This is a genomic window from Pseudomonas sp. YA1 (genome assembly GCF_058680555.1).
Window position 1 is genome coordinate 251,922 of record NZ_JBZWBG010000008.1, and the last position, 22,213, is coordinate 274,134.

The following is a 22,213-nucleotide window of genomic DNA, read 5'->3' on the forward strand; positions in this document are numbered from 1 at the left end:
CGGCGGCGCAGGAGCGTCGCCCTCTGAGGAGTAGCTATGGCAGTCAAAGTCCTGGTGGTGGACGATTCGGGGTTCTTCCGCCGCCGTGTCTCGGAGATTCTCTCCGCCGATGGACAGATCCAGGTGGTCGGCACCGCCACCAATGGCCGCGAGGCCATCGAGCAGGCGCTGGCCCTGAGACCCGATGTGATCACTATGGATTACGAGATGCCGCTGATGGACGGCATCACCGCGGTACGCAACATCATGCAGCGTTGCCCGACCCCGGTCCTGATGTTCTCCTCGCTGACCCACGAGGGCGCGCGGGTGACCCTGGATGCGCTGGACGCCGGAGCGGTCGACTACCTGCCGAAGAATTTCGAGGACATCTCGCGCAACCCGGACAAGGTCCGCCAGTTGCTTTGCGAGAAGGTCCTGACCATCGCCCGTAGCAATCGTCGCTCGATCAGCCTGCCGCCGCTGCCTTCGGCCACCTCGTCCAGCCATGCGCCGGCGTCGTCCTCCAGCCTCGGCGCGAGCGCGCGTGCCAGTGCCGGCGCGTCGCCGGCCCCGGCGTCGACCTCGGCGGCGCCGAAGCGCAAGGCCTACCGGCTGGTCGCGATCGGTACCTCCACCGGTGGACCGGTTGCCTTGCAGCGGGTGCTGACCCAGTTGCCGGCCAACTTCCCGGCGCCGCTGGTGCTGATCCAGCACATGCCGGCGGCCTTCACCAAGGCTTTCGCCGAGCGCCTCGACAAGCTGTGCCGGATCAGCGTCAAGGAAGCAGAGGACGGCGACATCCTGCGTCCCGGCCTGGCGCTGCTGGCGCCGGGCGGCAAGCAGATGATGGTCGACGGCCGCGGCACGGTGCGCATCCTCCCCGGCGACGAACGCCTGAACTACAAGCCCTGCGTCGACGTGACCTTCGGCTCGGCGGCCAAGGCCTACAACGACAAGGTTCTGGCGGTGGTCCTCACCGGCATGGGCGCCGACGGACGCGAGGGCGCGCGCCTGCTCAAGCAGGGCGGCAGCCAGGTGTGGGCGCAGGACGAGGCCAGTTGCGTGATCTACGGGATGCCGATGGCCGTGGTCAAGGCCAACCTGGCGGACGCGGTGTACGGGCTCGACGACATCGGCCGGCACCTGGTCGAGGCGTGCCAGTAAGCGTGCGTGCAGGAATGAGGAGACTGCCTTCGATGGCCACCCACGTGACGACCTGCGCGCGCCTTCGCCGAGCCGAGGGGACGCACTGATGGACGTGCTCAGCCTGGTCGGGATCATCCTGGCGTTCGTCGCCATCGTCGGCGGCAACTTCCTCGAGGGCGGCCACGCGGGGGCCCTGCTCAACGGTCCGGCGGCGCTGATCGTGATCGGCGGCACCCTGGCCGCGGCGCTGTTGCAGACCCCGGTGAACGTGCTCAAGCGCGGCCTGGGCATGCTCGGCTGGGTGTTCTTCCCGCCGCGCGAGGATCTTTCCGGGGGAATCGACCGGATCGTCTCCTGGAGCATGACCGCGCGCAAGGAAGGCCTGCTCGGCCTGGAGAGCATCGCCGACGCGGAGCCCGATCCCTATGCGCGCAAGGGCCTGCAACTGCTGGTGGACGGCGCCGAGCCAGAAGTCATCCGCAGCATCCTCGAGGTCGACCTGTTCACCCAGGAAAGCCGCGACCTGCAGGCCGCCAAGGTGTTCGAGAGCATGGGCGGCTATGCGCCGACCATCGGCATCATCGGCGCGGTAATGGGCCTGATCCATGTGATGGGCAACCTGGCCAACCCGGCGCAGCTCGGCAGCGGCATCGCCGTGGCCTTCGTCGCCACCATCTATGGGGTCGGCTTCGCCAACCTGCTCCTGCTGCCGATCGGCAACAAGCTGAAAACCCTGGTGCTGCGCCAGTCGCGCTACCGCGAGATGCTCCTGGAGGGCCTGCTGTCCATCGCCGAGGGCGAGAACCCGCGTTCCATCGAGTTGAAGCTGCAAGGCTTCATGGACTGACCGGAGCCGAGCATGCAGCGTCGCCGTCGCCACCAGGAGGAACACGAGAACCACGAACGCTGGCTGGTTTCCTATGCCGATTTCATCACCCTGTTGTTCGCCTTCTTCGTGGTGATGTATTCGATTTCCTCGATCAACGAGGGCAAGTACAAGATCCTCTCGGAGACCCTCACCGGCGTGTTCAACCAGCCCGACCGCTCGTTGAAGCCGATTCCCATCGGCGACGAGCGGCCGCGCACCACTGAGCCGGAGCGCACCAGCGTCGAGGAGCAGCCCAGCGACAACGCGGCCAGCGCCGACTCGCTGGAGCGGATCGCCGACAGCGTGCGCGATGCCTTCGGCGACTTGATCGCCTCCGACCAGTTGAGCGTGCGCGGCAACGAGCTGTGGATCGAGATCACCCTCAATTCCAGCCTGCTGTTTCCCAGCGGCGATGCGCTGCCCAACGATGCCGCCTTCGATATCGTCGAGAAGGTCGCCAAGATCCTGGCGCCCTACAAGAACCCGATCCATGTCGAGGGCTTCACCGACGACGTGCCGATCCATAGCCCGCGCTATCCCACCAACTGGGAACTGTCGGCGGCGCGGGCGGCGAGCATCGTCCGCCTGCTCGGCAACGATGGGGTCGAGCCGTCGCGGATGGCTGCGGTGGGCTATGGTGAATTTCAACCGGTGGCAGACAATGCCAGCGCCGAAGGGCGGGCGAAGAACCGCCGGGTGGTGCTGGTGATCTCGCGCAACCTGGAGGTACGGCGCAGCGTCAGCGGGGTCGGCAGCGGCAAGGCGCAGCCGGATTCGGCACTCCGCCACGCAGGCTCGGCAGCTGGCACGCAAGCTGCAGATACTGGCGGTACGCCGGCGCCCGCGCCGGCAACCGTCAATTCCCCGTCGCCTTCGCCATGAGCGCGCGAACCATGGTTTGCGTACGGGCGCCGGGGCCGAACTGGCCATTAGCGCGGCCCCAACCGGGTAGACCCATGCCAGGAAGAGTAGAGCAATGAAAGTCTGGGCAGTCGCCAATCAGAAAGGAGGGGTCGGCAAGACCACCTCGTCCATCGCCCTGGCCGGCCTGCTGGCGGATGCCGGCAAGCGCGTGGTCGTGGTCGACCTGGACCCCCACGGCTCGATGACCAGCTATTTCGGCTATGACCCGGACACCCTCGAGCACAGCGCCTTCGACCTGTTCCTGCACCAGGGCAACGTCCCCGAGGGGCTGCCGGCCTCGCTGCTGCGCAGCACCAGCAACGAACGCATCTCCCTGCTGCCGTCGAGTACCGCGCTGGCCACCCTGGAGCGCCAGTCGCCTGGCAAGAGCGGTCTCGGCCTGGTGGTCTCGAAAAGCCTGGCGCAGCTCTGGCAGGATTTCGACCATGCGATCATCGACAGCCCGCCGCTGCTCGGCGTGCTGATGGTCAATGCCCTGGCCGCCAGCCAGCACCTGGTGATTCCGGTGCAGACCGAGTTCCTCGCGGTGAAAGGGCTGGAGCGGATGGTCAACACCCTGGCGATGATCAACCGGTCGCGCAAACAGGCGTTGCCCTATACCATCGTACCTACGCTGTTCGATCGGCGGACCCAGGCTTCGCTGAGCACGCTGCGGATTCTCAACGAGAACTACCCGGACAACCTGTGGCAGGCGTTCATTCCCATCGATACCCGCCTGCGCGATGCCAGCCGGGCCGGGGTCACGCCGTCGCAACACGACGGCAAGAGTCGCGGGGTGATCGCCTACCGCGCCTTGCTCAAGCATCTGCTGGCGCAGCAGCCGGCCACCCGGGTGGCCTGATGGCGCGCCGGTCGCCGCGCCGACAGGCGCATTCAAGCCGCACCGGAGTGCGGCCGATAACCGTTGTAGACCCCTGTCGCGGAATACCCACATGAGCGCCGCCACCGCCACCCGTTCGCAACTGGCCTTGCAGTCCTACCTGGATGCGTTGCTCCAGGAGGCCACTTTCGAGGACCTGGAACCTCCCGTCGAGACGCCGCCAGCGCCTGCGCCCGCGCCGTTGAAGCCTGTCGCGCTGGCGGTCGCCGAAGTGGCGACACCGGCCCCGGCGCTGGAAACGCTGCCGGTCGACCACGGGTTCGACGAGTTCGAGGCCGCGGTGCTCGAGGAGCAGGTCCGCGATGCGCGCCTGGTTCCGCCGGCGCCGGCGGCCCTGCTCGACGAACCGACGACGTTGCGCGAGCTGCCGGTCGAGCCACGGCCCCACGAGGTCATCGAACTGCGCGTGCCGAGCGCCCCGGCGAGCGCCAGCGAGCCGGCGCTGCTCGACCTGCCGCTGCTCGACGACGGTCGTCCGGCCTGGGCGGCGGAGCCCTTCGAGTGCCTGCTGTTCGACGTCGCCGGGCTGACCCTGGCGGTGCCGCTGGTGTGCCTCGGCTCGATCTATCCGCTGGAGAACCAGGAACTGACCCCGTTGTTCGGCCAGCCCGACTGGTTCCTCGGCATCCTGCCGTCGCAGGCGGGCAACCTGAAGGTGCTGGACACCGCACGCTGGGTGATGCCCGAACGCTACCGCGACGACTATCGCGACGGCCTCAAGTACGTGATCTCGGTCCAGGGCTACGAGTGGGGGCTGGCGGTGCACCAGGTGAGCCGCTCGATCCGCCTCGACCCGGCCGAGGTGAAATGGCGCAGCCAGCGTAGCCAGCGGCCCTGGCTGGCCGGCACGGTCATCGAACACATGTGTGCGCTGCTGGATGTGGCGGCGCTCGCCGAACTGATCGCCAGCGGCGCCGTCAAGCGCCTGCACGGCGACCATTGATAGACAGCTTCCGCCGCTTGCGGCGGTTTTCGAGAGGTTAGGGGAATGAGCAAAGCCACCGCGCAAAGCGCCGAAGATCCGATCCTGCAGTGGGTCACCTTCCGCCTGGACAACGAGAGCTACGGCATCAACGTGATGCAGGTCCAGGAGGTGCTGCGCTACACCGAGATCGCCCCGGTGCCGGGCGCGCCGAGCTACGTGCTGGGCATCATCAACCTGCGCGGCAACGTGGTCACGGTGATCGACACCCGGCAGCGCTTCGGCCTGGACCCTGCGCCGGTCAGCGACAACACGCGGATCGTCATCATCGAGGCGGACAAGCAGGTGGTCGGCATCCTGGTCGACAGCGTCGCCGAGGTGGTCTACCTGAAGCAGTCGGAAATCGAGACCGCGCCGAACGTCGGTAACGAAGAATCGGCCAAGTTCATCCAGGGCGTCTGCAACAAGAACGGCGAGCTGCTGATCCTGGTCGAGCTGGACAAGATGATGACCGAGGAAGAATGGTCGGAGCTGGGCAGCATCTGATGCGTTCGACCGACACGAGGGCCTGCTGAGATGGAGGTCGTCGCGCTGGCACTGGCGGTCGCCGCCTGCCTCGGCCTGGCGGCGGCGTGCCTGTGGCTGCGCCGTGAATTGCGCCGCCTGCAAGCTGCGCTGGCGCAGCAGGCGGAGGAGGGCGCGGCGCGCGAGCGCCGGCTCAAGGAGCTGAGCAAGCGCATCGAGTCCTACCAGCAGGTCAACGTGCGCATGGGCGAGGCCTTGCAGGACCTCGGCAAGCAACTCGCGCCGCTTCCCGACCGGGTCGCGCGCCTGGAGCAGCGCGATCCGACCACGCTGTCGTTCAGCCAGGCCGCACGCCTGGTCGGGCTCGGCGCCAGCGCCGAAGACCTGACCCAGGCCTGCGGGCTGTCGCAGGCCGAGGCCGAGCTGGTGGCGCGCCTGCACGAAGCCAAGGGCAAGTGACGGCCACCGACCCGGCGCTGGCGCTTTTCAGGCGAGCAGGCGGCTCGCCACTTCTGCCAGTGTCACCTCTCCCCTGAACTCCCCGCAGCTCTGCGCCGGCAGGCGATCCTCGATGGCATGGGCGAAGCGCACCGCCGGGTCCTGCTCCAGCTTCTCCAGGTGTCGATGTAGGCGCGGAAAGTCGTGTTGCAGGTCGAAGTAGCCCAGCTCCCGTCCCCAACGAGCGGTACCCGCGAGGTAGGCGTCGGCCACGCTCGGCCCTTCGCCGGCCAGCCACTTGCGGTCGCCGAGCAGCTTGTCGATCCGGCCATAGGCTCGCGCCGCGCGCGCCAGCGCCCTTGCCGTCGTGGTTGCGTCGGCGTCCTCCAGATAGAACAGGGCCCCCCAGGCCGAATGGCATTCGGTATGCAGGAGAGCGAGGGCGAAGTTCAGTTCGTCGAACTCGGCGCTGCCCTGCGGATAGCCGAGCTTCCTGCACAGGTCGCGCGCCGCCAGGTGCTGGAGAATGGCCAGGCTTTCGCTGAGCGCGCGGCCGTCCTCCAGGAGCAGGGTGGGCGTCTGGCGAGCCGGGTTCAGGCGCACGTAGGTGCGCTCGCCGGTCTCCAGCGGCATCTCGATCCGACACAGGCGATAGGGGCGGCCGAGCCACTCGAGGGCCACGATCGAGCCGAAGGAACAGCCGTGGGGTACGCCATAAAACAGTACAGGTTCCATTTTCCATCTCCGTTCAGGTAACGCACGTTGCGCATCGCAACCGGGCTGAACGCAGGGTAGGGGTGATATAGGCTATATTCGGTCCTGATTTTTCCGGTGGATCGAAAAATGTCCAAGCCCACGGTGCGCGTGCTCGCCCTGCTCGAACTGCTGCAGAGCCACGGCCAGCTCAGCGGTAGCGAGCTGGCCAGGCGCCTGGAGGTGGATGGACGGACGCTGCGTCGCTATATCGTCGCCCTCGAGGAGCTGGGCATTCCCATCTCGGCGGAGCGCGGACGCCATGGCGGCTACCGCCTGGTGGCCGGTTTCAAGCTCCCGCCGCTGATGTTCAGCGCGGAGGAAACCCTGGCCGTGTCCCTCGGCCTGCTGGCGGTGCGCAGTCTCGGCCTGGGCGAAAGCGAGCTGGCCCTGGAAAGCGCGCAGGCCAAGCTGAGCAGGGTGATGCCCGATGCGCTGCGGCGGCGCCTCGTGGCGCTCCGCGAGACCGCCAGCCTGGACCTGGCCCGCGCCCGGGCGGGAACCAGTGTGGCGGCGCTGGCGACCCTCGCCGAAGCCGCCCAGGTCCGTGCGCGGGTCGAGTTCCGCTATCGCGACCCGCAGGGCGCCGAAACCCTCCGCCAACTCGATCCCTACGGCCTGGCCTATCGCAACGGCTGCTGGTACGTCAGCGGTTTCTGCCACCTGCGCCAGGCGTTGCGCTCGTTCCGTCTCGATCGCCTGGACGCGCCGCGCATGCTGGCGGAGCGCTTCGAGCGACCGGCGGATTTCGATACCCTCCGCCACCTGCGGGAGAGCTTCGCCCGGATGCCGCGCGCCTACCCGGTGGAAATCCTGATGCGGGCGGCGAGGGAGCAGGTGGTCGCGGTGCTCGGCGAGCCCCTCGGTCTGCTCGCCGAGGTCGATGGCGGTACGCTGTTGCGCGCCAGCACCGACGACTTGGACTGGTTCGCCCGGCGCCTGTGCGGCCTGCCGTTCGACTTCGAGGTCAGGCAGCCGCTGGAGTTGCGCGAGCCGTTGAGGCGCCAGGCCGAGCGTGTCCTGCGTAACCTGGGCCAGGAGGAAGCTTCGGATCACAGGTAGGCATTTAGAGGAAAAGTCCTATTAATTGCGCGGCTGCCGCTTTCTAGAATCGGTCCTGGTCAACCAGCACGTTTCCAGGAGGCCACAAGGATGCCTGCAATACCCCTGCGCGCCATGGTGCTGTGCGCCAACCCCGGCCGTCTGCTCAGGTACGGAGCGCTGTTCAACCGCTGCGGCTACTTCCACCTGAGCCTGTGCCTGGACCGACGGGAGCTGCGGCGCTCCCTGGACCAGGGTTACCCGTACGACTATTTCCTCTACGACGGATTCCGCCTGGACCAGGGCTGCAAGGGTACGCTGGCGATGCTGGGGCGCAGCGGCAGCATCCGGCGCTTCCTGCTGGTGGGCGAACTCGATTGCCGCGAGAAGCGCCTGTTGTTCGAGTGGAGCAGAGGCCATGGCCTGAGCATCGGCGCGGTGTCCGACCGGCCTTTGGGCCAGGTCGCCCTGGCCGCGTTGATCAAGCGTGATCGCGGCTGCCCCGACCTCCTGCGCGGCATCGCCTGAGGCGGCTCCCGGGAAGATGAGGTAAGGTCGTTTTCCAACCTTCCATGGCGAGACAGCGCATGACCGTCCAGGCCGACATCCTCAAGGCGATCGAAGGCATCGAGCATGGCTTCCAGCAAGCCGGCCAGGCACTCTCCGAGCGGATATTCCATTGCCGGCAGGTGCATGGCGCCGAGATCGTCGAGGCGCGCTCGCTGTCGGAATCGGGACGGCATGCCGCCGACGGCGTCTTCAGCGAAGGGCCGTTGGCGGTCGCGGTGGTCACCGCGGACTGCCTGCCGATTCTCATGAGCAGCCGCGACGGTCGGGTGGTGGCCGCCCTGCATGGCGGCTGGCAGGGGCTCGTCGCCGGTATCGTCGGCGCGGCGGTGGCGCGCTTCAATGCGCGCGGCGTCGCCAGCGCGGACATCCGGGTCGCCATCGGTCCCGGGATCAAAGCCTGCTGCTACGAGGTGAGTGCCGGGTTCATCGAGGCGTTGCAGGTCGGCCACGGCCGCCTCTGGGAGGGCGCGGCGCCGCCCTGGAGCCAGCGTCGTCCGCTCCCCGAGCGGCCGCCCCGGTTCGCTCCGCCCGAGCCAAGGCAGGCGGAGCAGGGCGCCTGGCTGGACCTGGTGGCCTTCTGTCGCCAGTTGTTCCAGGCCGCCGGCGTCGGGCCGGCGCAGATCGAAGCCAGCGCCGTCTGCACTTACTGTTCCGGCGATGCGTTCGCCAGTCATCGCCGACGCCAGCGCCTGGGCGAGGAGAAGCGCCAGCAGTACGCCTGGATCGCGCGCAAGCCGTGACCGCGTATCGGTATTGTCCGGAAATCCTGGATAGTCATGACGGTTGTCGGCTGTTTATCCGCCAATAGCCGGCTTCTAGACTTTTCTTGTCGATGCGTGGCTGTCGCCACGCTCATTCCAGGAGAGTCCCAGCATGCCTGACATCACCCAAGCCGCCATCGTCACCGGCGCCTCCCGCGGCATCGGTCGCGCCATTGCCCGGCGGCTGGCCGCCGACGGTTTCGCGGTCGCGGTCAACTATGCCGGCAACCAGGCCATGGCCGACGAGGTCGTGGCCGAAATCGTCGCCGCCGGCGGCGCGGCTATCGCCGTGCAGGGCGACGTGGCCAGCGCGGAGGACATGGACAAGCTGTTCGAAGCCACCAGGGGCGCCTTCGGTCGCATCGACGTGGTGGTCAACAGCGCCGGCACGATGCCCTACCTGAAGATCGCCGATGGCGACCTGGAGGGCTTCGACCGGGTGATCCGCACCAACCTGCGCGGCGCCTTCATCGTGCTCGGCCTGGCTGCCCGGCATGTCGAGCGCGGCGGACGGATCATCGCCCTGTCCACCAGCGTGATCGCCCGGGCGTTGCCCAGCTACGGTCCGTACATCGCGTCCAAGTCCGGGGTCGAGGGGCTGGTGCACGTGCTGGCCAACGAGTTGCGCGGCCAGGACATCAGGGTCAACGCGGTGGCGCCCGGCCCGGTGGCCACCGAGCTGTTCTTCAACGGCAAGAGCGCCGAGCAGATCGACCAGATCGCCAGGCTGGCGCCGCTGGAGCGTCTCGGCGAGCCGGACGAGATCGCCGCGGCGGTGTCCTTCCTCGCCGGGCCGGACGGGGCCTGGGTCAACTCCCAGGTGCTGCGGGTCAACGGCGGTTTTGCCTGAGCCGCTGTACCGGGACGACGTGTCGAAGGTTTCGGCTGCGCTATCTATCGGTTCCTTTCGCCGCTGTCGGCCCGTTGCGAGTCGGCGTCGCGTCTACGCCAATAGTCGTCCTCATCGGTCTGGCGTTCGCTCAGCCGTTTCCCGCTGCGTGCGTCGAACTCCAGGATCCAGAAGGTGGCAGGCTCCTTCTGGTCGTCGCGAAGGTAGCTTCGGTAGGTGAAGCGGTCCCTATCCTGAAGCAGGACCACGCGGTCGATGGTTCCTTCGTGATGGCGTACCTTGGCTTGCCGATTGATGCGGAACTCCGGAGTCAGCCGGTGCCGATCGATGATCGCATCCTTTTCCTCGTCGCCGAGGATGGCCGGGGCGGCCTGGACATGGCTGGCGATAAGCAGCAGGGCGGCGAGGAGGAAGGGGCTTGGCGAGGGCATGGGCGGCCTGGGAAGTGGCAGGTGGACTGTGCTGGGACCGCTCTCGCGGATTCCGGTTCCGGCGCTTCGGTTTCGACGTGTGGCGGGTCCGCTCAGTCGCCGGGACCGCCGAGCAGCAGCATCTCGTCGCCATCCGCGGCGTCCGGCGCGAATCCCTCGGGACACTTGCCTTTCAGGTGCCAGGCGAAGGCGATGATCTCGGCGATGGTGCGATACAGCGCTTCCGGAATGGCGTCGCCGAGTTCCAGGCGGGCGAGCAGGCGGACCAGCTCGGCGTTCTCGTAGATCGGTACCTCGTAGTCGCGGGCGATGGCCAGGATCGCCTCGGCCAGTTCGGCGTCGCCCTTGGCGGAAAGGGTCGGCGCGGCCTGGCCGTCGTAGCTCAGGGCGATGGCCTGGCGCGGGGCGGGTGACTGCTTTCTGTTCATGCGGTTTCGTCTACCCAGCGTTGTTCGATGGTCGCTCGCGGGCCCTGGGGCGGGCGGCCGCGCTGGCAGGTGATCTCGCCAACGGTCAGGCCGGCGTCGCGCAGGCGTTGGCGCAGGTGGCCGAGTTCATGCTCGACCAGCCGCGCGGTCGCGTCGCGCTCGGCCCAAAGCTGGCTGGACAGGCTGCCGCGCAGCAGGGTCGCCTGGGCGTGCAGCGGTCCCAGCGGCTCCAGGTCGAAGGCCAGTTCGACGCGCCAGAGGCTTTCGCGGGCCTCTTCGCCGGTCTTGCGCTGTTCTTCCTGGAACTTCACCTGCAACGGCACCACCGAGTGCTGATGGCGCATGGGCACCTCCATCTGCCAGGTCGCCAGCTGGGTGCCATCCGGCAGGGTGCTGGTCTGCGCCAGGCTCGACAACTGATGGGTCTGCAGGCGGGAGATCGCCGCGGCGGCAAGGCGCAGCAGCGACTCCAGCTCCATGTCCTCGTCGAACAGCTGGAGAACCTTGCTCGGCAGGGGAAAGTTCAGTGCCTGGGTCTTGTTGGCGCTCTGTCCCAGGTTGCCCAGGGCGTTGCGGACAAAGGCCGGCAGCGCCTGGGCCAGGTTCGCCGTGTTGCCGGCGAACATGCCCGGCGCCTGGGCGCCGGTCGGCGGCAGCGGCGACAGCTGGGCGAACAGGCGCAACAGGTTGGCCTTCAGGTCCTGGCCGAGATGATCGGTGGCGCCCTGCATCAGGCGCGCCTCGAGGAACAGGCCGCTCTGCTGCAGGGCCTGGCCGAGCAGCTTGGAATCGCCCATCTTCTGCGCCTCCGGCAGGCCGGCGAAGAGGCGCTCCACGGCCTGGCGCAGGCTGTCCGGCAGGTCGTTGCGGCCGTTCAGCCCCTGCAGGGCGGCGAACAGGCCTTCCAGGGAAGCCTGGCGGGCGCTCTGCCCGGCCAGTTGCTGGCCCAGCGCAAGCTGGTCGAGGCGTCCGCTGAGCGGCAGGAAGTCGATCTGCTGGCTGTTTTTCACCAGCGCCGTGAGCAGGCTGCCGACCGGCAGCGCCTGGGGCGAGTCGAGGCTCAGCTTGCTGCCGGCGAGCGGCGTGTTGAGCAGGTTCAGCAGGACCCGGTAGACCACCTGCTGGGCCTTGTCCGCCGGCAGCGCGGTGCTGGACAGGACCTTGCCCTGGAGCAGGGTGCCGGGCGGCAGTTGCTCCAGGTCGAGGCTGCTCAGCGGGCCAGCGCCGGCCATGCTGTCGAGCAGGGTGGCAACCACGCTGGCGCTGCTGGTGGCGCTGACGTTGAGCAGGTTGCCCGGCACCAGCGGCCGGTTGCTCTGCACTTCCACCAGGCTCTGCCCGCTGTTCGCCAGGGTCAGCTTGAGCAGGACCTGGAAATTGTTCGCCAGGCCTTCCTTGACCGCCAGCACCTCGGCCTTGCCCGACTCGCCTTCGCCCAGCAGGCCGGCCAGGGTCTGCACCAGCTTCAGGGTCATCTCGGCGTCGGCCTGGGCGTTGCCCTGCGATTGCGCCGGCGGCAGCGGGCGCGGGGCGGAAACCGGGGGTAGTGATGGGGAAGCGCCTATCTCGGCTGGCATGGGTAACAACCTGTCTTAAACGACCCTGCTGAGGCTGGGGAAGGGCGTGTATAATGCCGCGCCTGTCAAACAGGCTGGCCGCGTCGTCACCAGTATAGCGGCCGTGTTTATCCCGACTTTAGGGTCTGTTCCGTGAAGGCCTCCGGCGCCGCGACGAGGAGAGACGCTTGGCGATGTTGTTCGATGTCCGATCCTGCTGAAGTCCCCACAGCCAGCCCCTTGCTGGAAACCGTCGGGCTCGCCTGCGAGCGCGACTGGCGCATGCTGTTCGAGCGCCTCGACCTGCGCCTGGCCGCCGGCGAGATGTTGCAGGTGGTGGGTCCCAACGGCAGCGGCAAGACCAGCCTGCTGCGCCTGCTGTCCGGACTGATGCAGCCGACCGCCGGGGAAGTCCGCCTGAACGGCCGGCCGCTCGCCGAACAGCGCGGCGAACTGGCCCGCAGCCTGCTGTGGATCGGCCACGCCGCGGGAATCAAGGGCCTGCTCAGCGCCGAGGAGAACCTCACCTGGCTCTGCGCGCTGCACCAGCCGGCCAGCCGCGAGGCGATCTGGCAGGCCCTGGCCGACGTCGGCCTGCGTGGCTTCGAGGACGTTCCCTGCCACACCCTTTCCGCCGGCCAGCAACGTCGCGTGGCGCTGGCCCGCCTGTACCTGGACGCACCGCCCTTGTGGATCCTCGATGAACCCTTCACCGCCCTCGACAAACAGGGGGTGGCGCAACTGGAAGCGCACCTGGCCGGGCATTGCCAGCGCGGCGGGATGGTGGTGCTGACCACCCACCACAGCCTGCAGCAGGTGCCCGCCGGCTACCGCGAGCTGGACCTCGGTGCGCTCAAGGCGGCCAGCGGCGCGACGGTCGAGCCGGCGCTGGGCGATCCGGCATGAGCAACGTCTTCAGCCTGCTTCTGGCGCGCGAGGCGCGCCTGCTGTTCCGCCGACCGGCGGAGCTGGCCAACCCGCTGGTGTTCTTCGCCATCGTCATCGCCCTGTTCCCCCTGGCGGTCGGGCCGGAAAGCCAATTGCTACAAACCTTGTCGCCCGGCCTGGTCTGGGTGGCGGCGCTATTGGCCGTGCTGCTCTCGCTGGAAGGGCTGTTCCGCAGCGATTTCGAGGACGGTTCTCTGGAGCAGTGGGTCCTTTCGCCGCACCCCCTGGCTCTTCTGGTGCTGGCCAAGGTGCTGGCACACTGGCTGTTTTCCGGGCTGGCCCTGGTCCTGATGTCGCCGCTGTTCGCGCTGATGCTGGGCCTGCCGGCCCGTTGCATACCGGTGCTGCTGCTTTCCCTGTTGCTCGGTACGCCGGTGCTGAGCCTGCTCGGCGCCGTCGGCGCGGCCTTGACCGTGGGCCTCAAGCGCGGCGGCCTGTTGCTGGCGCTGCTGATCCTGCCGCTGTACATCCCGGTGCTGATTCTCGGTAGCGGGGCGCTGCAGGCTTCGTTGCAGGGACTGCCCAGCAGCGGACATTTATTGTGGCTGGCGAGCCTGACGGCGCTAGCATTGACACTCACGCCATTCGCCATCGCTGCCGGCCTGAAGATCAGCGTAGGCGAGTGAGTCCGCCCGCCGAAGGCATCGGCGGGCGTGCGGTACCGGGCGGCTGCGCCGCCCACGCTTGACCCGGGCTGGCAGCGGAAGGCCTGCCCGGTATTTCCAAAGAGCCCTGTAAACAGAGCCTGATGATGAATTGGACATGGTTTCACAAGCTTGGGTCGCCCAAGTGGTTCTACGAGATCAGCGGCCGCTGGCTGCCCTGGTTCGCCGTGGCGGCGGCGCTGCTGATCGTCACCGGCTGCGTCTGGGGGCTGGCCTTCGCGCCGCCGGACTACCAGCAGGGCAATAGCTTCCGCATCATCTATATCCATGTGCCGGCGGCCTTCCTCGCCCAGTCCTGCTACGTCATGCTGGCCGTGGCCGGTGCCGTCGGGCTGATCTGGAAGATGAAGATCGCCGATGTGGCGGTGCAGTGCGCCGCCCCCATCGGCGCCTGGATGACCTTCGTCGCGCTGCTTACCGGGGCCGTCTGGGGCAAGCCGACCTGGGGCGCCTGGTGGGTCTGGGACGCGCGCCTGACGGCGATGCTGATCCTGCTTTTCCTCTATTTCGGCATCATCGCCCTCGGCCAGGCGATCAGTAACCGCGACAGCGCGGCCAAGGCCTGTGCCGTACTGGCCATCGTCGGCGTGGTGAACATCCCGATCATCAAGTACTCGGTGGAGTGGTGGAACACCCTGCACCAGCCGGCCACCTTCACCATCACCGAGAAACCGGCGATGCCGGTGGAGATGTGGTTGCCGTTGCTGATCATGGTCCTCGGTTTCTATTGCTTCTTCGCGGCCATGCTGCTGGTGCGCATGCGCCTGGAAGTGCTCAAGCGCGAGTCCCGCACCGCCTGGGCGAAAGCCGAGGTGAAGGCCCTGGTGGAGAAGGCACGATGAGCTTCGAATCGTTCGGCGACTTCCTCGCCATGGGCCATCACGGTCCCTACGTCTGGTCGGCCTACGGCATCAGCCTGCTGGTGCTGGCGATCAATGTCGCCGAGCCGCTGCTGGCCCGGCGCCGCTACCTGCAAGAAGAGGCGCGTCGTCTGCGCCGGGAGGCCCAGCAGTGAATCCGGTCCGCAAGAAACGTCTGATCATCGTCCTCGCCATCGTGGTGGGCGTCGGCGCCGCGGTGGGCCTGGCGCTATCGGCCCTGCAACAGAACATCAACCTGTTCTACACCCCGACCCAGATCGCCAACGGCGAAGCGCCGACCGACACCCGCATCCGCGCCGGCGGCCTGGTGGAAAAGGGTTCTCTGCAACGCAGCGAGGATTCGCTGAACGTGCGCTTCGTGGTCACCGACGGCGCCAAGGAAGTGACCATCGCCTACCATGGCATCCTTCCCGACCTGTTCCGCGAGGGGCAGGGCATCGTCGCCCTCGGCAAGCTGGGCGGCGACGGCGTGCTGGTGGCCGATGAAGTGCTGGCCAAGCACGACGAGAACTACATGCCGCCGGAAGTCACCAAGGCGCTCAAGGACAGCGGCCAACTGAAACACTACGAGAACGGCAAGGCCGCCGGCGAGACCTCGTACAACCAGGAGGGCAAGTAGATGATCCCCGAACTCGGCCACCTGGCCCTGATCCTCGCCCTCTGCCTGGCCCTGGTGCAATCGAGCCTGCCGCTGGTCGGCGCCTGGCGCGGCGACCGCCAGTGGATGAGCCTGGCGCGCCCGGCGGCCTGGGGGCAGTTCGCCTTCCTCGCCTTCGCCTTCGGCTGCCTGACCTGGGCCTTCCTGCGCGACGACTTCTCGGTGGCCTACGTGGCCGGCAACTCCAACAGCGCGCTGCCCTGGTACTACAAGTTCAGCGCCGTCTGGGGCGCCCACGAAGGTTCGCTGCTGCTCTGGGCGTTGATCCTCGGCGGCTGGACCTTCGCCGTGTCGATCTTCTCCCGGCAACTGCCGGAGGTCATGCTGGCCCGCGTGCTGGCGGTGATGGGCATGATCAGCACCGGCTTCCTGCTGTTCCTGATCATCACCTCCAACCCGTTCAGCCGCCTGCTGCCGCAGACCCCGATGGACGGCAACGACCTCAACCCGCTGCTGCAGGACGTCGGCCTGATCGTCCACCCGCCGATGCTCTACATGGGTTACGTCGGATTCTCGGTGGCCTTCGCCTTCGCCATCGCCGCACTGCTCGGCGGCCGCCTGGACGCCGCCTGGGCGCGCTGGTCGCGGCCCTGGACCCTGGTGGCCTGGGCCTTCCTCGGTATCGGCATCGTGCTCGGCTCCTGGTGGGCCTACTACGAGCTGGGCTGGGGGGGCTGGTGGTTCTGGGACCCGGTGGAAAACGCCTCCTTCATGCCCTGGCTGGTCGGTACCGCGTTGATTCACTCGCTGGCGGTGACCGAGAAGCGTGGCGTGTTCAAGAGCTGGACCGTGCTGCTGGCGATCGCCGCTTTCTCCCTGAGCCTGCTGGGCACCTTCCTGGTCCGCTCCGGCGTGCTCACCTCGGTGCACGCCTTCGCCTCCGACCCGGAGCGCGGGGTGTTCATCCTCGCCTTCCTGCTGCTGGTGGTCGGTGGCTCGCTGACCCTGTTCGCCCTGCGTGCGCCGGTGGTCAAGAGCCAGGTCGGCTTTGCCCTGTGGTCGCGCGAGACCCTGCTGCTGCTGAACAACCTGGTGCTGGTGGTGGCGGCCTCGATGATCCTCCTCGGGACCCTCTACCCGCTGCTGCTCGATGCCCTCAGCGGCGCCAAGCTGTCGGTCGGCCCGCCGTACTTCAACGCCATGTTCCTGCCGCTGATGGCGGCGCTGATGGCGGCCCTGGCGGTCGGCGTGCTGGTGCGCTGGAAGGACACCCCGAGCCGCTGGCTGCTCGGCATGCTGACCCCGGTGCTGGTGGCCAGCGCGGTCCTGGCGGCGGCCGGTTCGATGTACTTCGGCGATTTCAACTGGGCGGTGCTGGCGGTGTTCCTGCTGTCCGCCTGGGTGGTCCTGGCCGGTTTCCGCGACTTCCTCGACAAGACCCGGCACAAGGGCGTGCTGGCCGGCGCCCGCAGCCTGACCCGCAGCTACTGGGGCATGCAACTGGCGCACCTGGGCATCGCCGTGTGCGCCATCGGCATTGTCCTCAGCAGCCAGTACAGCGCCCAGCGTGACCTGCGCATGTCGCCCGGCGACACCGTCGAACTGGGCGGCTACCACTTCCTCTTCGACGGCGCGAAGCACCACGAAGGGCCGAACTACACCTCGGACAAGGGCAGCATCCACGTCAGCCGCGACGGCAAGGAGATCGCCACCCTGCATCCGGAGAAGCGCCTGTACACCGTGCAGAGTTCGATGATGACCGAGGCCGGGATCGATGCCGGCTTTACCCGCGACCTCTACGTGGCGCTCGGCGAGCCGCTGGAGAACGGTGCCTGGGCGGTGCGCGTGCACGTCAAGCCGTTCGTCCGCTGGATCTGGTTCGGTGGCCTGCTGATGGGCCTCGGCGGCGCCCTGGCGGCGCTCGACCGGCGCTACCGGGTGAAGGTGAAAACACGTGTACGCGAGGCCCTGGGCCTCGCCGGTCAGGGAGCCTGAGTCTTGAAACGAGCGATTCTGCTGCTGCCGCTGGGGATCTTCCTGATCGTCGCGGTGTTCCTCTTCCGCGGCCTCTGGCTGGACCCCAGCGAGCTGCCCTCGGCGCTGATCGGCAAGCCGTTCCCGGCCTTCGACCTGCCCAGCGTGCAGGACCCGGCCCGGCGCCTAACCGAGGCCGACCTCAAGGGCAAGCCGGCGCTGGTCAACGTCTGGGGCACCTGGTGCCCGTCGTGCCGGGTCGAGCACCCGGAACTGACCCGGCTGGCCGAGCAGGGCGTGGTGATCTACGGGATCAACTACAAGGACGACAACGCCGCCGCCATCAAGTGGCTGAACGAGCTGCACAATCCCTACCTGCTGAGCATCAGCGACGCCGACGGCACCCTGGGCCTGGACCTAGGCGTGTACGGTGCGCCGGAAACCTACCTGATCGACAAGCAGGGCATCATCCGCCACAAGATCGTCGGGGTGGTCGACCAGAAAGTCTGGCGCGAGCAACTGGCGCCGCTGTACCAGCAACTGCTGGACGAGCCGGAGGCCCGATGAAGCGTTTCCTCGCCACCGCGCTGCTCGGTCTCGCCCTCTGCGGCGTGGCCCAGGCCGCCATCGACACCTACGAGTTCGCCAGCGACGCCGAGCGCGAGCGCTTCCGCAACCTGACCCAGGAACTGCGCTGCCCGAAGTGCCAGAACCAGGACATCGCCGACTCCAACGCACCGATCGCCGCCGACCTGCGCAAGCAGATCTACGGCCAGTTGCAGCAGGGCAAGAGCGACGGCGAGATCGTCGACTACATGGTTGCCCGCTACGGTGATTTCGTTCGCTACAAGCCGCCGGTCAACGAGCGTACCTGGCTGCTCTGGTTCGGTCCGGGCGCCTTGCTGCTGTTCGGCGTGCTGGTGATCGGCGTGATCGTCCTGCGCCGCCGGCGCACCGCTGCCAAGGTGCAAACCACCCTGTCCGCCGAGGAGCAAGCGCGCCTCGCCAACCTGTTGAAGAACGACAAATGATCGATTTCTGGCTCGCTGCCGGCCTGCTGCTGCTGGCGGCCCTGGCATTCCTGCTGATTCCGCTGCTGCGTGGCCGTCGCGCCCAGGCCGAGGAAGACCGTACCGCCCTGAACGTCGCGCTTTATCAGGAGCGGATCGCCGAGCTGGCCGGCCAGCAGGCCGCCGGCACGCTGACCGCCGAGCAACTGGAGAATGGCCGCGCCGAGGCTGCCCGCGAACTGCTCGCCGACACCGAGGGCAGCGGCGAAGAGCGTAGCTCGCGCCTGGGCCGGGCGGTCCCGCTGGTCGCGGCGCTGCTGGTGCCGTTGGTCGCGCTCGGCCTGTACCTGCATTGGGGCGCCAGCGACAAGGTCGAGCTGGCCCGCGAATTCGCCCAGGCGCCGCACTCCATGGAAGAGATGACTGCGCGCCTGGAGCGCGCGGTACAGGCCCAGCCGGATTCCGCCCAGGGCTGGTACTTCCTCGGTCGCACCTACATGACCCAGGAACGCGGCGCCGATGCGGCGCGGGCCTTCGAACGCGCCGCCGAACTCAGCGGGCGGCAGCCGGAAGTGCTCGGCCAGTGGGCGCAGGCACTGTATTTCTCCGGTGGCAAGAAAATGACCGCGCAGATCAAGGCCCTGGCCGACGAGGCGCTGAAGGGCGACCCGGCCGAAGTGACCACCCTTGGCCTGCTCGGCATCGCCGCTTTCGAAGAGCAGCGCTACGCCGACGCCATCGGCTTCTGGGAGCGCCTGGTGTCGGTGTTGCCGAACGAGGACCCGGCACGCTCGGCGATCCAGGGCGGCATCCAGCGCGCCCGCGAGCGCATGACCGAGGCCGGGCAGACTCCGCCGGCGCCGGCCGCGCCCGCTGCCGCCGGGGTGACCCTGACGGTGAAGGTGGATATCAGCGACGCGGTGAAGGGCCAGGTCAAGGCCGACGACAGCGTGTTCGTCTTCGCCCGCGCCGTCGGCGGCCCGCCGATGCCGTTGGCAGTGAAGCGCCTGACCGTCGCCGACCTGCCGGCCGAGGTCAGCCTGAGCGATGCCGACGCCATGATGCCGCAGCTCAAGCTCAGCGGTTTCCCGCAGGTCGAGCTGGTCGCGCGGGTATCCCGCGCCGGCAACGCCATCTCCGGCGAGTGGATCGGACGCGGCAAACCGTTGTCTACTGCCCAGTCGTCGGCGCAAGCGCTGACCATCGACGGCCCGGACCAGCCCCAGGCGGCCCGGCCATAACGACAATCGGTTGGGGAGGTGCGGCGGTGAAGGCGAAGTATCTGGGTCTGGCGATTCTCCTGGGCGGTCTCGGCGGGTGCGTGGTGCATCCGCCGCAGACCAGCGAACCGCCGGCCTCGCTGCCGCCGCAGAGCCAGCCGCAGCCCGGTCCGTCCAGCGCGCCCGGCGCCACCCCGCCGCGCATCACCCCGCAACCGCAGACTCCGGCGCAGCCCAGCCGCTCGCGTCCGCAGTTCGCCCCGCCGCCAGGCGGCAAGGGCGTCTGGGACGGCAGCCTGGGGGTCTATGTGATCCGCGGCGAGCGCGATCTCTACTACCGCCAGCGTACCTACTACCGCTGGGACGGCGGCTGGTTCTGGTCCACCAGCCCGCAGGGTCCCTGGACCGAGACCGACGCCCGCGGCATCCCGCCCGGTCTCAGCCGGCGCTACGCCAATCCATGACCCCTAGGGGTTCTCCGGGTCGTGCCCGAGCGACTGGATGAACAGCGAGAACAGTTCCGGTTGCGAGGAAATGTCCAGCTTGGCGTACAGGTGGCGCCGATGGACCTTGATCGTCTCCGGCGAGATCGCCAGGCGCTCGGCCATGGCCTTCGACGAGTAGCCGCGAAGGATCAGGCGAGCGATCTCCAGCTCGCGTTCCGATAGCACGCTGGCGCCGAAGTGGCTGAGGGCGTCGCGTATCTGCGTGGCCATCTCTTCCTGCGGTGCGGCCGGCAACAGGCGCTGGCTGCGCTGCTGCCAGTGCTGCTGCATCAGCGCCAGGACCCAGCTCGAGAGCAGCCCTAGCATCCCGCATTCCTCGTCGGCGAATATCCGCTGCATGCCCAACGACAGCGACAGCGCGCCCTGGCCGGGCACCTGTAGGATGAACTGCACCTCGTCCTCCAGAACGTTGTCGTGGAAGTAGCTGAGGTAGTACTCGCTCTGCCGGAAATGGTCCGGGGCGATCTCCTCGAGGCGGTACAGGCCGCTGGCCAGGCCTTCCCGGCAAGCCTGGTAGAAGGGGTCGAGCAGGTACAGCCCGTTCAGGTAGGCGAGCATCGAGGCCGGCCCGGCCTGCGGTTCGGCGTCGTATTCCTCCAGGGCCACCGGCACGCCGTTGGCGGGGTAGAAGATCGCCAGGGCATTGTCGAACGGCAGGTGCTGGCGCAGCAGCAGGATCAATTGCTTCCAGAAGCGGTTGCCGCCGATCTGTTCGATGGCGCGGCCCAGGCTGGCGTGCATGCCGATGTCCCGGAACAGGGTGTGCATCCGTATTCGCTCCACGGTGGGTTTTCGCAGGCTCCGGTTTGCGGCTTTTCCACCCGCCGCGTCAAGGGGCGTAACCCCAAAGGGTGATTGGCCCGCCGGCCCCGCGCTCCTAGAGTCGGCGCATAACCAGCGCCCCGGCAGGGGGCCGCCGCGAGTCTCCGTTACTGCCTCACTTCAATAACAATCAGAGGACAACGACATGAGCTCTTCCCCCGCGCCCGAAAGCGCGCTGAAACCCACCCTGGGCGTGTTCGACGTGGTCGCCATCACCGTTTCCGCGGTCACTCCCGCCAGTTCCGTCTTCGTCATCGCCCCCTTCGCCATCCAGCAGGCCGGCACCGGCGCCTTCTGGGCCTTCGCCCTGGCCGGGGTACTGGCGCTGATGTTCGCCTGCTGCTACGCCGAGCTGGGCAGGGCGCACAGCACCGCCGGCGGCGAGTATGTCTACGCCAAGCGGGTGTTCGGCGGCTTGGCCGGCTACGCCACCTTCCTCACGGTGCTGGCGATGCTGCTGTTCATCCCGCCGGTGCTCGCCACCGGCGCGGCGACCTACCTGAACGCTGCCCTCGGCACCCACTTCGATGCGCAGACCGTGGCCCTGGCGATCGTTGCCTTCAGCTACCTGCTGGGCATCCTCAACATCCGCGTCAACGCCTGGGTCACGGGCACCTGCCTGCTGCTGGAAGTGGCGGCGCTGCTGGTGATCGTCGGCCTCGGTTTCGGCCATGCGCAGCAGCCGGCGAGCGTCCTGCTGCAGCCGCAGGTAGTCGGCGACGGCGGGCTGCTGGCGATCGCACCCTGGGCATTGGTGATCGGAGCGGTCGGTACCGCGCTGTTCTCCTACAACGGTTTCGGCGGCGCGGTGCTGCTCGCCGAGGACATGAAGGACGGCGGCCACAGCGTGCATCGTGCGGTGCTCTGGTCGCTGGCGCTGGTGGTGCTGATCGAGATCGTCCCGCTCGCCGCGCTGCTGATCGGCGCGCCGTCGCTCCCGGCGATGCTCGCCAGCCCCGATCCGATCGGCTACCTGTTGAACAGCCATGGCAACGAGACGCTGTCGCGCCTGGTCAGCGCGGGAATCTTCCTCTCGGTGTTCAACGCCATCGTCGCCATCGTCATCCAGAGCGCCCGGGTGATCTTCAGCAGCGGTCGCGACGCGCTCTGGATGCCGGCGTTGAACCGTGCCTTCACCCGTATCCATCCGCGCTGGGAATCGCCCTGGCTGGCCACGCTGTTCCTCGCCATTCCCTCGGCGGCGCTGAGCTTCAGCTCCAACCTGGCCGAACTGACCTCGTTCACCGTGCTGCTGATTGTCATGGTCTACCTGATCGTCGCCCTCTGCGCGCTGTTCAGCCGGGTGCTGCGGCGCGACCGCGAGCATCCCTACCGGATGCCGCTGTGGCCGCTGCCGGCGCTGCTGGCGGCGAGCGGGGCGGGATACCTGCTGCTCAACCTGTTCCTGGCGGCCTCGGCCAGGGACGTGATGATCATCGTCGGACTGCTGGCGGTGTCGGTGATTCTCTACTGCACCTACGGCAAGCTCAGTCCGGCGTTCCAGAAGCTTTGAAACA

General features: G+C 67.9%; 27 protein-coding genes. 22 read left to right on the forward strand and 5 right to left on the reverse strand.

What is annotated here, in order from left to right; all coding sequences use genetic code 11:
* Positions 1 to 36: 36 nt before the first annotated feature.
* The 7 genes from AC4OR5_RS13750 to AC4OR5_RS13780 all read left to right on the forward strand — a co-directional run bounded on the left by AC4OR5_RS13750 (position 37) and on the right by AC4OR5_RS13780 (position 5,703).
* Positions 37 to 1,143 carry a protein-glutamate methylesterase/protein-glutamine glutaminase gene (locus tag AC4OR5_RS13750; protein WP_003087115.1) on the forward strand — a complete coding sequence of 369 codons (1,107 nt, stop codon included), beginning with the start codon at positions 37 to 39 and terminating at the stop codon, positions 1,141 to 1,143.
* An 88-nt stretch (positions 1,144 to 1,231) separates the two neighbouring features.
* Positions 1,232 to 1,972: a flagellar motor protein gene (locus AC4OR5_RS13755; RefSeq protein WP_003083089.1), complete on the forward strand. Its 741-nt coding sequence runs from the start codon at positions 1,232 to 1,234 to the stop codon at positions 1,970 to 1,972.
* Positions 1,973 to 1,984: 12 nt separating this feature from the next.
* Positions 1,985 to 2,875, forward strand: a complete 891-nt coding sequence (motD, locus tag AC4OR5_RS13760) for a flagellar motor protein MotD (RefSeq protein ID WP_003083090.1) — start codon at positions 1,985 to 1,987, stop codon at positions 2,873 to 2,875.
* 94 nt (positions 2,876 to 2,969) lie between these two features.
* Positions 2,970 to 3,758, forward strand: a complete 789-nt coding sequence (locus AC4OR5_RS13765) for a ParA family protein (protein WP_003083092.1) — start codon at positions 2,970 to 2,972, stop codon at positions 3,756 to 3,758.
* 91 nt (positions 3,759 to 3,849) lie between these two features.
* Positions 3,850 to 4,740 carry a CheW domain-containing protein gene (locus AC4OR5_RS13770; protein WP_003087116.1) on the forward strand — a complete coding sequence of 297 codons (891 nt, stop codon included), beginning with the start codon at positions 3,850 to 3,852 and terminating at the stop codon, positions 4,738 to 4,740.
* Positions 4,741 to 4,785: 45 nt separating this feature from the next.
* Complete coding sequence (locus AC4OR5_RS13775) at positions 4,786 to 5,265, forward strand: chemotaxis protein CheW (protein WP_003083098.1); 480 nt, start codon at positions 4,786 to 4,788, stop codon at positions 5,263 to 5,265.
* A 30-nt stretch (positions 5,266 to 5,295) separates the two neighbouring features.
* Positions 5,296 to 5,703, forward strand: a complete 408-nt coding sequence (locus tag AC4OR5_RS13780) for a DUF2802 domain-containing protein (protein ID WP_017001822.1) — start codon at positions 5,296 to 5,298, stop codon at positions 5,701 to 5,703.
* A 27-nt stretch (positions 5,704 to 5,730) separates the two neighbouring features.
* On the opposite strand, the gene AC4OR5_RS13785 is transcribed toward AC4OR5_RS13780, so the two are convergent.
* Positions 5,731 to 6,417 carry a glutathione S-transferase family protein gene (locus AC4OR5_RS13785; RefSeq protein WP_003133197.1) on the reverse strand — a complete coding sequence of 229 codons (687 nt, stop codon included), beginning with the start codon at positions 6,415 to 6,417 and terminating at the stop codon, positions 5,731 to 5,733.
* A gap of 108 nt (positions 6,418 to 6,525) precedes the next feature.
* On the opposite strand from AC4OR5_RS13785, the gene AC4OR5_RS13790 reads away from it, so the two are divergent.
* The 4 genes from AC4OR5_RS13790 (at position 6,526) to AC4OR5_RS13805 (ending at position 9,657) form a co-directional block, all read left to right on the forward strand.
* Complete coding sequence (locus AC4OR5_RS13790) at positions 6,526 to 7,497, forward strand: helix-turn-helix transcriptional regulator (RefSeq protein WP_019485668.1); 972 nt, start codon at positions 6,526 to 6,528, stop codon at positions 7,495 to 7,497.
* A gap of 90 nt (positions 7,498 to 7,587) precedes the next feature.
* Complete coding sequence (locus tag AC4OR5_RS13795) at positions 7,588 to 8,004, forward strand: hypothetical protein (protein WP_003087127.1); 417 nt, start codon at positions 7,588 to 7,590, stop codon at positions 8,002 to 8,004.
* A 59-nt stretch (positions 8,005 to 8,063) separates the two neighbouring features.
* A complete protein-coding gene (locus AC4OR5_RS13800; RefSeq protein ID WP_058160344.1) occupies positions 8,064 to 8,786 on the forward strand; it encodes a purine nucleoside phosphorylase YfiH/LACC1 family protein in 723 nt (240 codons plus the stop codon).
* A gap of 133 nt (positions 8,787 to 8,919) precedes the next feature.
* Positions 8,920 to 9,657: an SDR family oxidoreductase gene (locus AC4OR5_RS13805; RefSeq protein WP_003087132.1), complete on the forward strand. Its 738-nt coding sequence runs from the start codon at positions 8,920 to 8,922 to the stop codon at positions 9,655 to 9,657.
* Positions 9,658 to 9,701: 44 nt separating this feature from the next.
* Here the strand turns inward: AC4OR5_RS13805 and AC4OR5_RS13810 are convergent, their stop codons facing one another.
* From AC4OR5_RS13810 to fliK, 3 genes are all read right to left on the reverse strand, one after another.
* Positions 9,702 to 10,088, reverse strand: coding sequence for a hypothetical protein (locus AC4OR5_RS13810; protein ID WP_003111331.1), 387 nt, complete (start codon positions 10,086 to 10,088; stop codon positions 9,702 to 9,704).
* A 92-nt stretch (positions 10,089 to 10,180) separates the two neighbouring features.
* Positions 10,181 to 10,516 carry an EscU/YscU/HrcU family type III secretion system export apparatus switch protein gene (locus AC4OR5_RS13815; protein WP_003133180.1) on the reverse strand — a complete coding sequence of 112 codons (336 nt, stop codon included), beginning with the start codon at positions 10,514 to 10,516 and terminating at the stop codon, positions 10,181 to 10,183.
* The gene (gene fliK, locus AC4OR5_RS13820) at positions 10,513 to 11,991 is read right to left on the reverse strand and encodes a flagellar hook-length control protein FliK (RefSeq protein ID WP_015503193.1); all 1,479 of its coding nucleotides are present in this window, start codon (positions 11,989 to 11,991) and stop codon (positions 10,513 to 10,515) included. Before fliK ends, AC4OR5_RS13815 begins: the two co-directional genes overlap by 4 nt.
* A 285-nt stretch (positions 11,992 to 12,276) precedes the next feature.
* On the opposite strand from fliK, the gene ccmA reads away from it, so the two are divergent.
* The 10 genes from ccmA to AC4OR5_RS13870 all read left to right on the forward strand — a co-directional run bounded on the left by ccmA (position 12,277) and on the right by AC4OR5_RS13870 (position 19,832).
* On the forward strand, positions 12,277 to 12,978 hold the full coding sequence (ccmA, locus tag AC4OR5_RS13825; RefSeq protein WP_003140265.1) for a cytochrome c biogenesis heme-transporting ATPase CcmA: 702 nt from the start codon (positions 12,277 to 12,279) through the stop codon (positions 12,976 to 12,978).
* On the forward strand, positions 12,975 to 13,646 hold the full coding sequence (gene ccmB, locus AC4OR5_RS13830; protein ID WP_003083130.1) for a heme exporter protein CcmB: 672 nt from the start codon (positions 12,975 to 12,977) through the stop codon (positions 13,644 to 13,646). The genes ccmA and ccmB overlap by 4 nt, the downstream gene beginning before the upstream one ends.
* A gap of 122 nt (positions 13,647 to 13,768) precedes the next feature.
* Positions 13,769 to 14,527, forward strand: a complete 759-nt coding sequence (locus AC4OR5_RS13835; protein WP_003083135.1) for a heme ABC transporter permease — start codon at positions 13,769 to 13,771, stop codon at positions 14,525 to 14,527.
* A complete protein-coding gene (gene ccmD, locus AC4OR5_RS13840) occupies positions 14,524 to 14,700 on the forward strand; it encodes a heme exporter protein CcmD (protein ID WP_003083136.1) in 177 nt (58 codons plus the stop codon). The genes AC4OR5_RS13835 and ccmD overlap by 4 nt, the downstream gene beginning before the upstream one ends.
* Positions 14,697 to 15,185, forward strand: a complete 489-nt coding sequence (ccmE, locus tag AC4OR5_RS13845; RefSeq protein ID WP_003083137.1) for a cytochrome c maturation protein CcmE — start codon at positions 14,697 to 14,699, stop codon at positions 15,183 to 15,185. The genes ccmD and ccmE overlap by 4 nt, the downstream gene beginning before the upstream one ends.
* Entirely contained in the window at positions 15,186 to 17,159 is a 1,974-nt protein-coding gene (locus tag AC4OR5_RS13850) for a heme lyase CcmF/NrfE family subunit (RefSeq protein ID WP_003107324.1), read from the forward strand.
* A 3-nt stretch (positions 17,160 to 17,162) separates the two neighbouring features.
* Entirely contained in the window at positions 17,163 to 17,705 is a 543-nt protein-coding gene (gene dsbE / locus AC4OR5_RS13855; protein ID WP_003083138.1) for a thiol:disulfide interchange protein DsbE, read from the forward strand.
* The gene (gene ccmH, locus AC4OR5_RS13860; protein WP_058160343.1) at positions 17,702 to 18,169 is read left to right on the forward strand and encodes a cytochrome c maturation protein CcmH; all 468 of its coding nucleotides are present in this window, start codon (positions 17,702 to 17,704) and stop codon (positions 18,167 to 18,169) included. The genes dsbE and ccmH overlap by 4 nt, the downstream gene beginning before the upstream one ends.
* Positions 18,166 to 19,389 carry a c-type cytochrome biogenesis protein CcmI gene (gene ccmI, locus AC4OR5_RS13865; protein WP_003083145.1) on the forward strand — a complete coding sequence of 408 codons (1,224 nt, stop codon included), beginning with the start codon at positions 18,166 to 18,168 and terminating at the stop codon, positions 19,387 to 19,389. Before ccmH ends, ccmI begins: the two co-directional genes overlap by 4 nt.
* A gap of 26 nt (positions 19,390 to 19,415) precedes the next feature.
* Positions 19,416 to 19,832 (forward strand): hypothetical protein, encoded by a 417-nt coding sequence (locus AC4OR5_RS13870; protein WP_003087156.1) that lies wholly within the window; start codon positions 19,416 to 19,418, stop codon positions 19,830 to 19,832.
* Between the two features lie 3 nt (positions 19,833 to 19,835).
* Here AC4OR5_RS13870 and AC4OR5_RS13875 read toward each other — a convergent pair whose 3' ends face one another.
* Entirely contained in the window at positions 19,836 to 20,642 is an 807-nt protein-coding gene (locus AC4OR5_RS13875) for a helix-turn-helix transcriptional regulator (RefSeq protein ID WP_003449754.1), read from the reverse strand.
* Positions 20,643 to 20,841: 199 nt separating this feature from the next.
* On the opposite strand from AC4OR5_RS13875, the gene AC4OR5_RS13880 reads away from it, so the two are divergent.
* Positions 20,842 to 22,209, forward strand: coding sequence for an APC family permease (locus AC4OR5_RS13880; RefSeq protein WP_003158277.1), 1,368 nt, complete (start codon positions 20,842 to 20,844; stop codon positions 22,207 to 22,209).
* The last annotated feature ends 4 nt before the right edge of the window (positions 22,210 to 22,213 follow it).

Bases quoted from the DNA above. Each gene is read 5' to 3' on its own strand.
- AC4OR5_RS13750 (WP_003087115.1), top strand. From the start codon at position 37: ATGGCAGTCAAAGTCCTGGTGGTGGACGATTCGGGGTTCTTCCGCCGC.
- AC4OR5_RS13755 (WP_003083089.1), top strand. From the start codon at position 1,232: ATGGACGTGCTCAGCCTGGTCGGGATCATCCTGGCGTTCGTCGCCATC.
- motD (WP_003083090.1), top strand. From the start codon at position 1,985: ATGCAGCGTCGCCGTCGCCACCAGGAGGAACACGAGAACCACGAACGC.
- AC4OR5_RS13765 (WP_003083092.1), top strand. From the start codon at position 2,970: ATGAAAGTCTGGGCAGTCGCCAATCAGAAAGGAGGGGTCGGCAAGACC.
- AC4OR5_RS13770 (WP_003087116.1), top strand. From the start codon at position 3,850: ATGAGCGCCGCCACCGCCACCCGTTCGCAACTGGCCTTGCAGTCCTAC.
- AC4OR5_RS13775 (WP_003083098.1), top strand. From the start codon at position 4,786: ATGAGCAAAGCCACCGCGCAAAGCGCCGAAGATCCGATCCTGCAGTGG.
- AC4OR5_RS13780 (WP_017001822.1), top strand. From the start codon at position 5,296: ATGGAGGTCGTCGCGCTGGCACTGGCGGTCGCCGCCTGCCTCGGCCTG.
- AC4OR5_RS13785 (WP_003133197.1), bottom strand. From the start codon at position 6,417: ATGGAACCTGTACTGTTTTATGGCGTACCCCACGGCTGTTCCTTCGGC.
- AC4OR5_RS13790 (WP_019485668.1), top strand. From the start codon at position 6,526: ATGTCCAAGCCCACGGTGCGCGTGCTCGCCCTGCTCGAACTGCTGCAG.
- AC4OR5_RS13795 (WP_003087127.1), top strand. From the start codon at position 7,588: ATGCCTGCAATACCCCTGCGCGCCATGGTGCTGTGCGCCAACCCCGGC.
- AC4OR5_RS13800 (WP_058160344.1), top strand. From the start codon at position 8,064: ATGACCGTCCAGGCCGACATCCTCAAGGCGATCGAAGGCATCGAGCAT.
- AC4OR5_RS13805 (WP_003087132.1), top strand. From the start codon at position 8,920: ATGCCTGACATCACCCAAGCCGCCATCGTCACCGGCGCCTCCCGCGGC.
- AC4OR5_RS13810 (WP_003111331.1), bottom strand. From the start codon at position 10,088: ATGCCCTCGCCAAGCCCCTTCCTCCTCGCCGCCCTGCTGCTTATCGCC.
- AC4OR5_RS13815 (WP_003133180.1), bottom strand. From the start codon at position 10,516: ATGAACAGAAAGCAGTCACCCGCCCCGCGCCAGGCCATCGCCCTGAGC.
- fliK (WP_015503193.1), bottom strand. From the start codon at position 11,991: ATGACCCTGAAGCTGGTGCAGACCCTGGCCGGCCTGCTGGGCGAAGGC.
- ccmA (WP_003140265.1), top strand. From the start codon at position 12,277: ATGTCCGATCCTGCTGAAGTCCCCACAGCCAGCCCCTTGCTGGAAACC.
- ccmB (WP_003083130.1), top strand. From the start codon at position 12,975: ATGAGCAACGTCTTCAGCCTGCTTCTGGCGCGCGAGGCGCGCCTGCTG.
- AC4OR5_RS13835 (WP_003083135.1), top strand. From the start codon at position 13,769: ATGATGAATTGGACATGGTTTCACAAGCTTGGGTCGCCCAAGTGGTTC.
- ccmD (WP_003083136.1), top strand. From the start codon at position 14,524: ATGAGCTTCGAATCGTTCGGCGACTTCCTCGCCATGGGCCATCACGGT.
- AC4OR5_RS13850 (WP_003107324.1), top strand. From the start codon at position 15,186: ATGATCCCCGAACTCGGCCACCTGGCCCTGATCCTCGCCCTCTGCCTG.
- ccmH (WP_058160343.1), top strand. From the start codon at position 17,702: ATGAAGCGTTTCCTCGCCACCGCGCTGCTCGGTCTCGCCCTCTGCGGC.
- ccmI (WP_003083145.1), top strand. From the start codon at position 18,166: ATGATCGATTTCTGGCTCGCTGCCGGCCTGCTGCTGCTGGCGGCCCTG.
- AC4OR5_RS13875 (WP_003449754.1), bottom strand. From the start codon at position 20,642: ATGCACACCCTGTTCCGGGACATCGGCATGCACGCCAGCCTGGGCCGC.
- AC4OR5_RS13880 (WP_003158277.1), top strand. From the start codon at position 20,842: ATGAGCTCTTCCCCCGCGCCCGAAAGCGCGCTGAAACCCACCCTGGGC.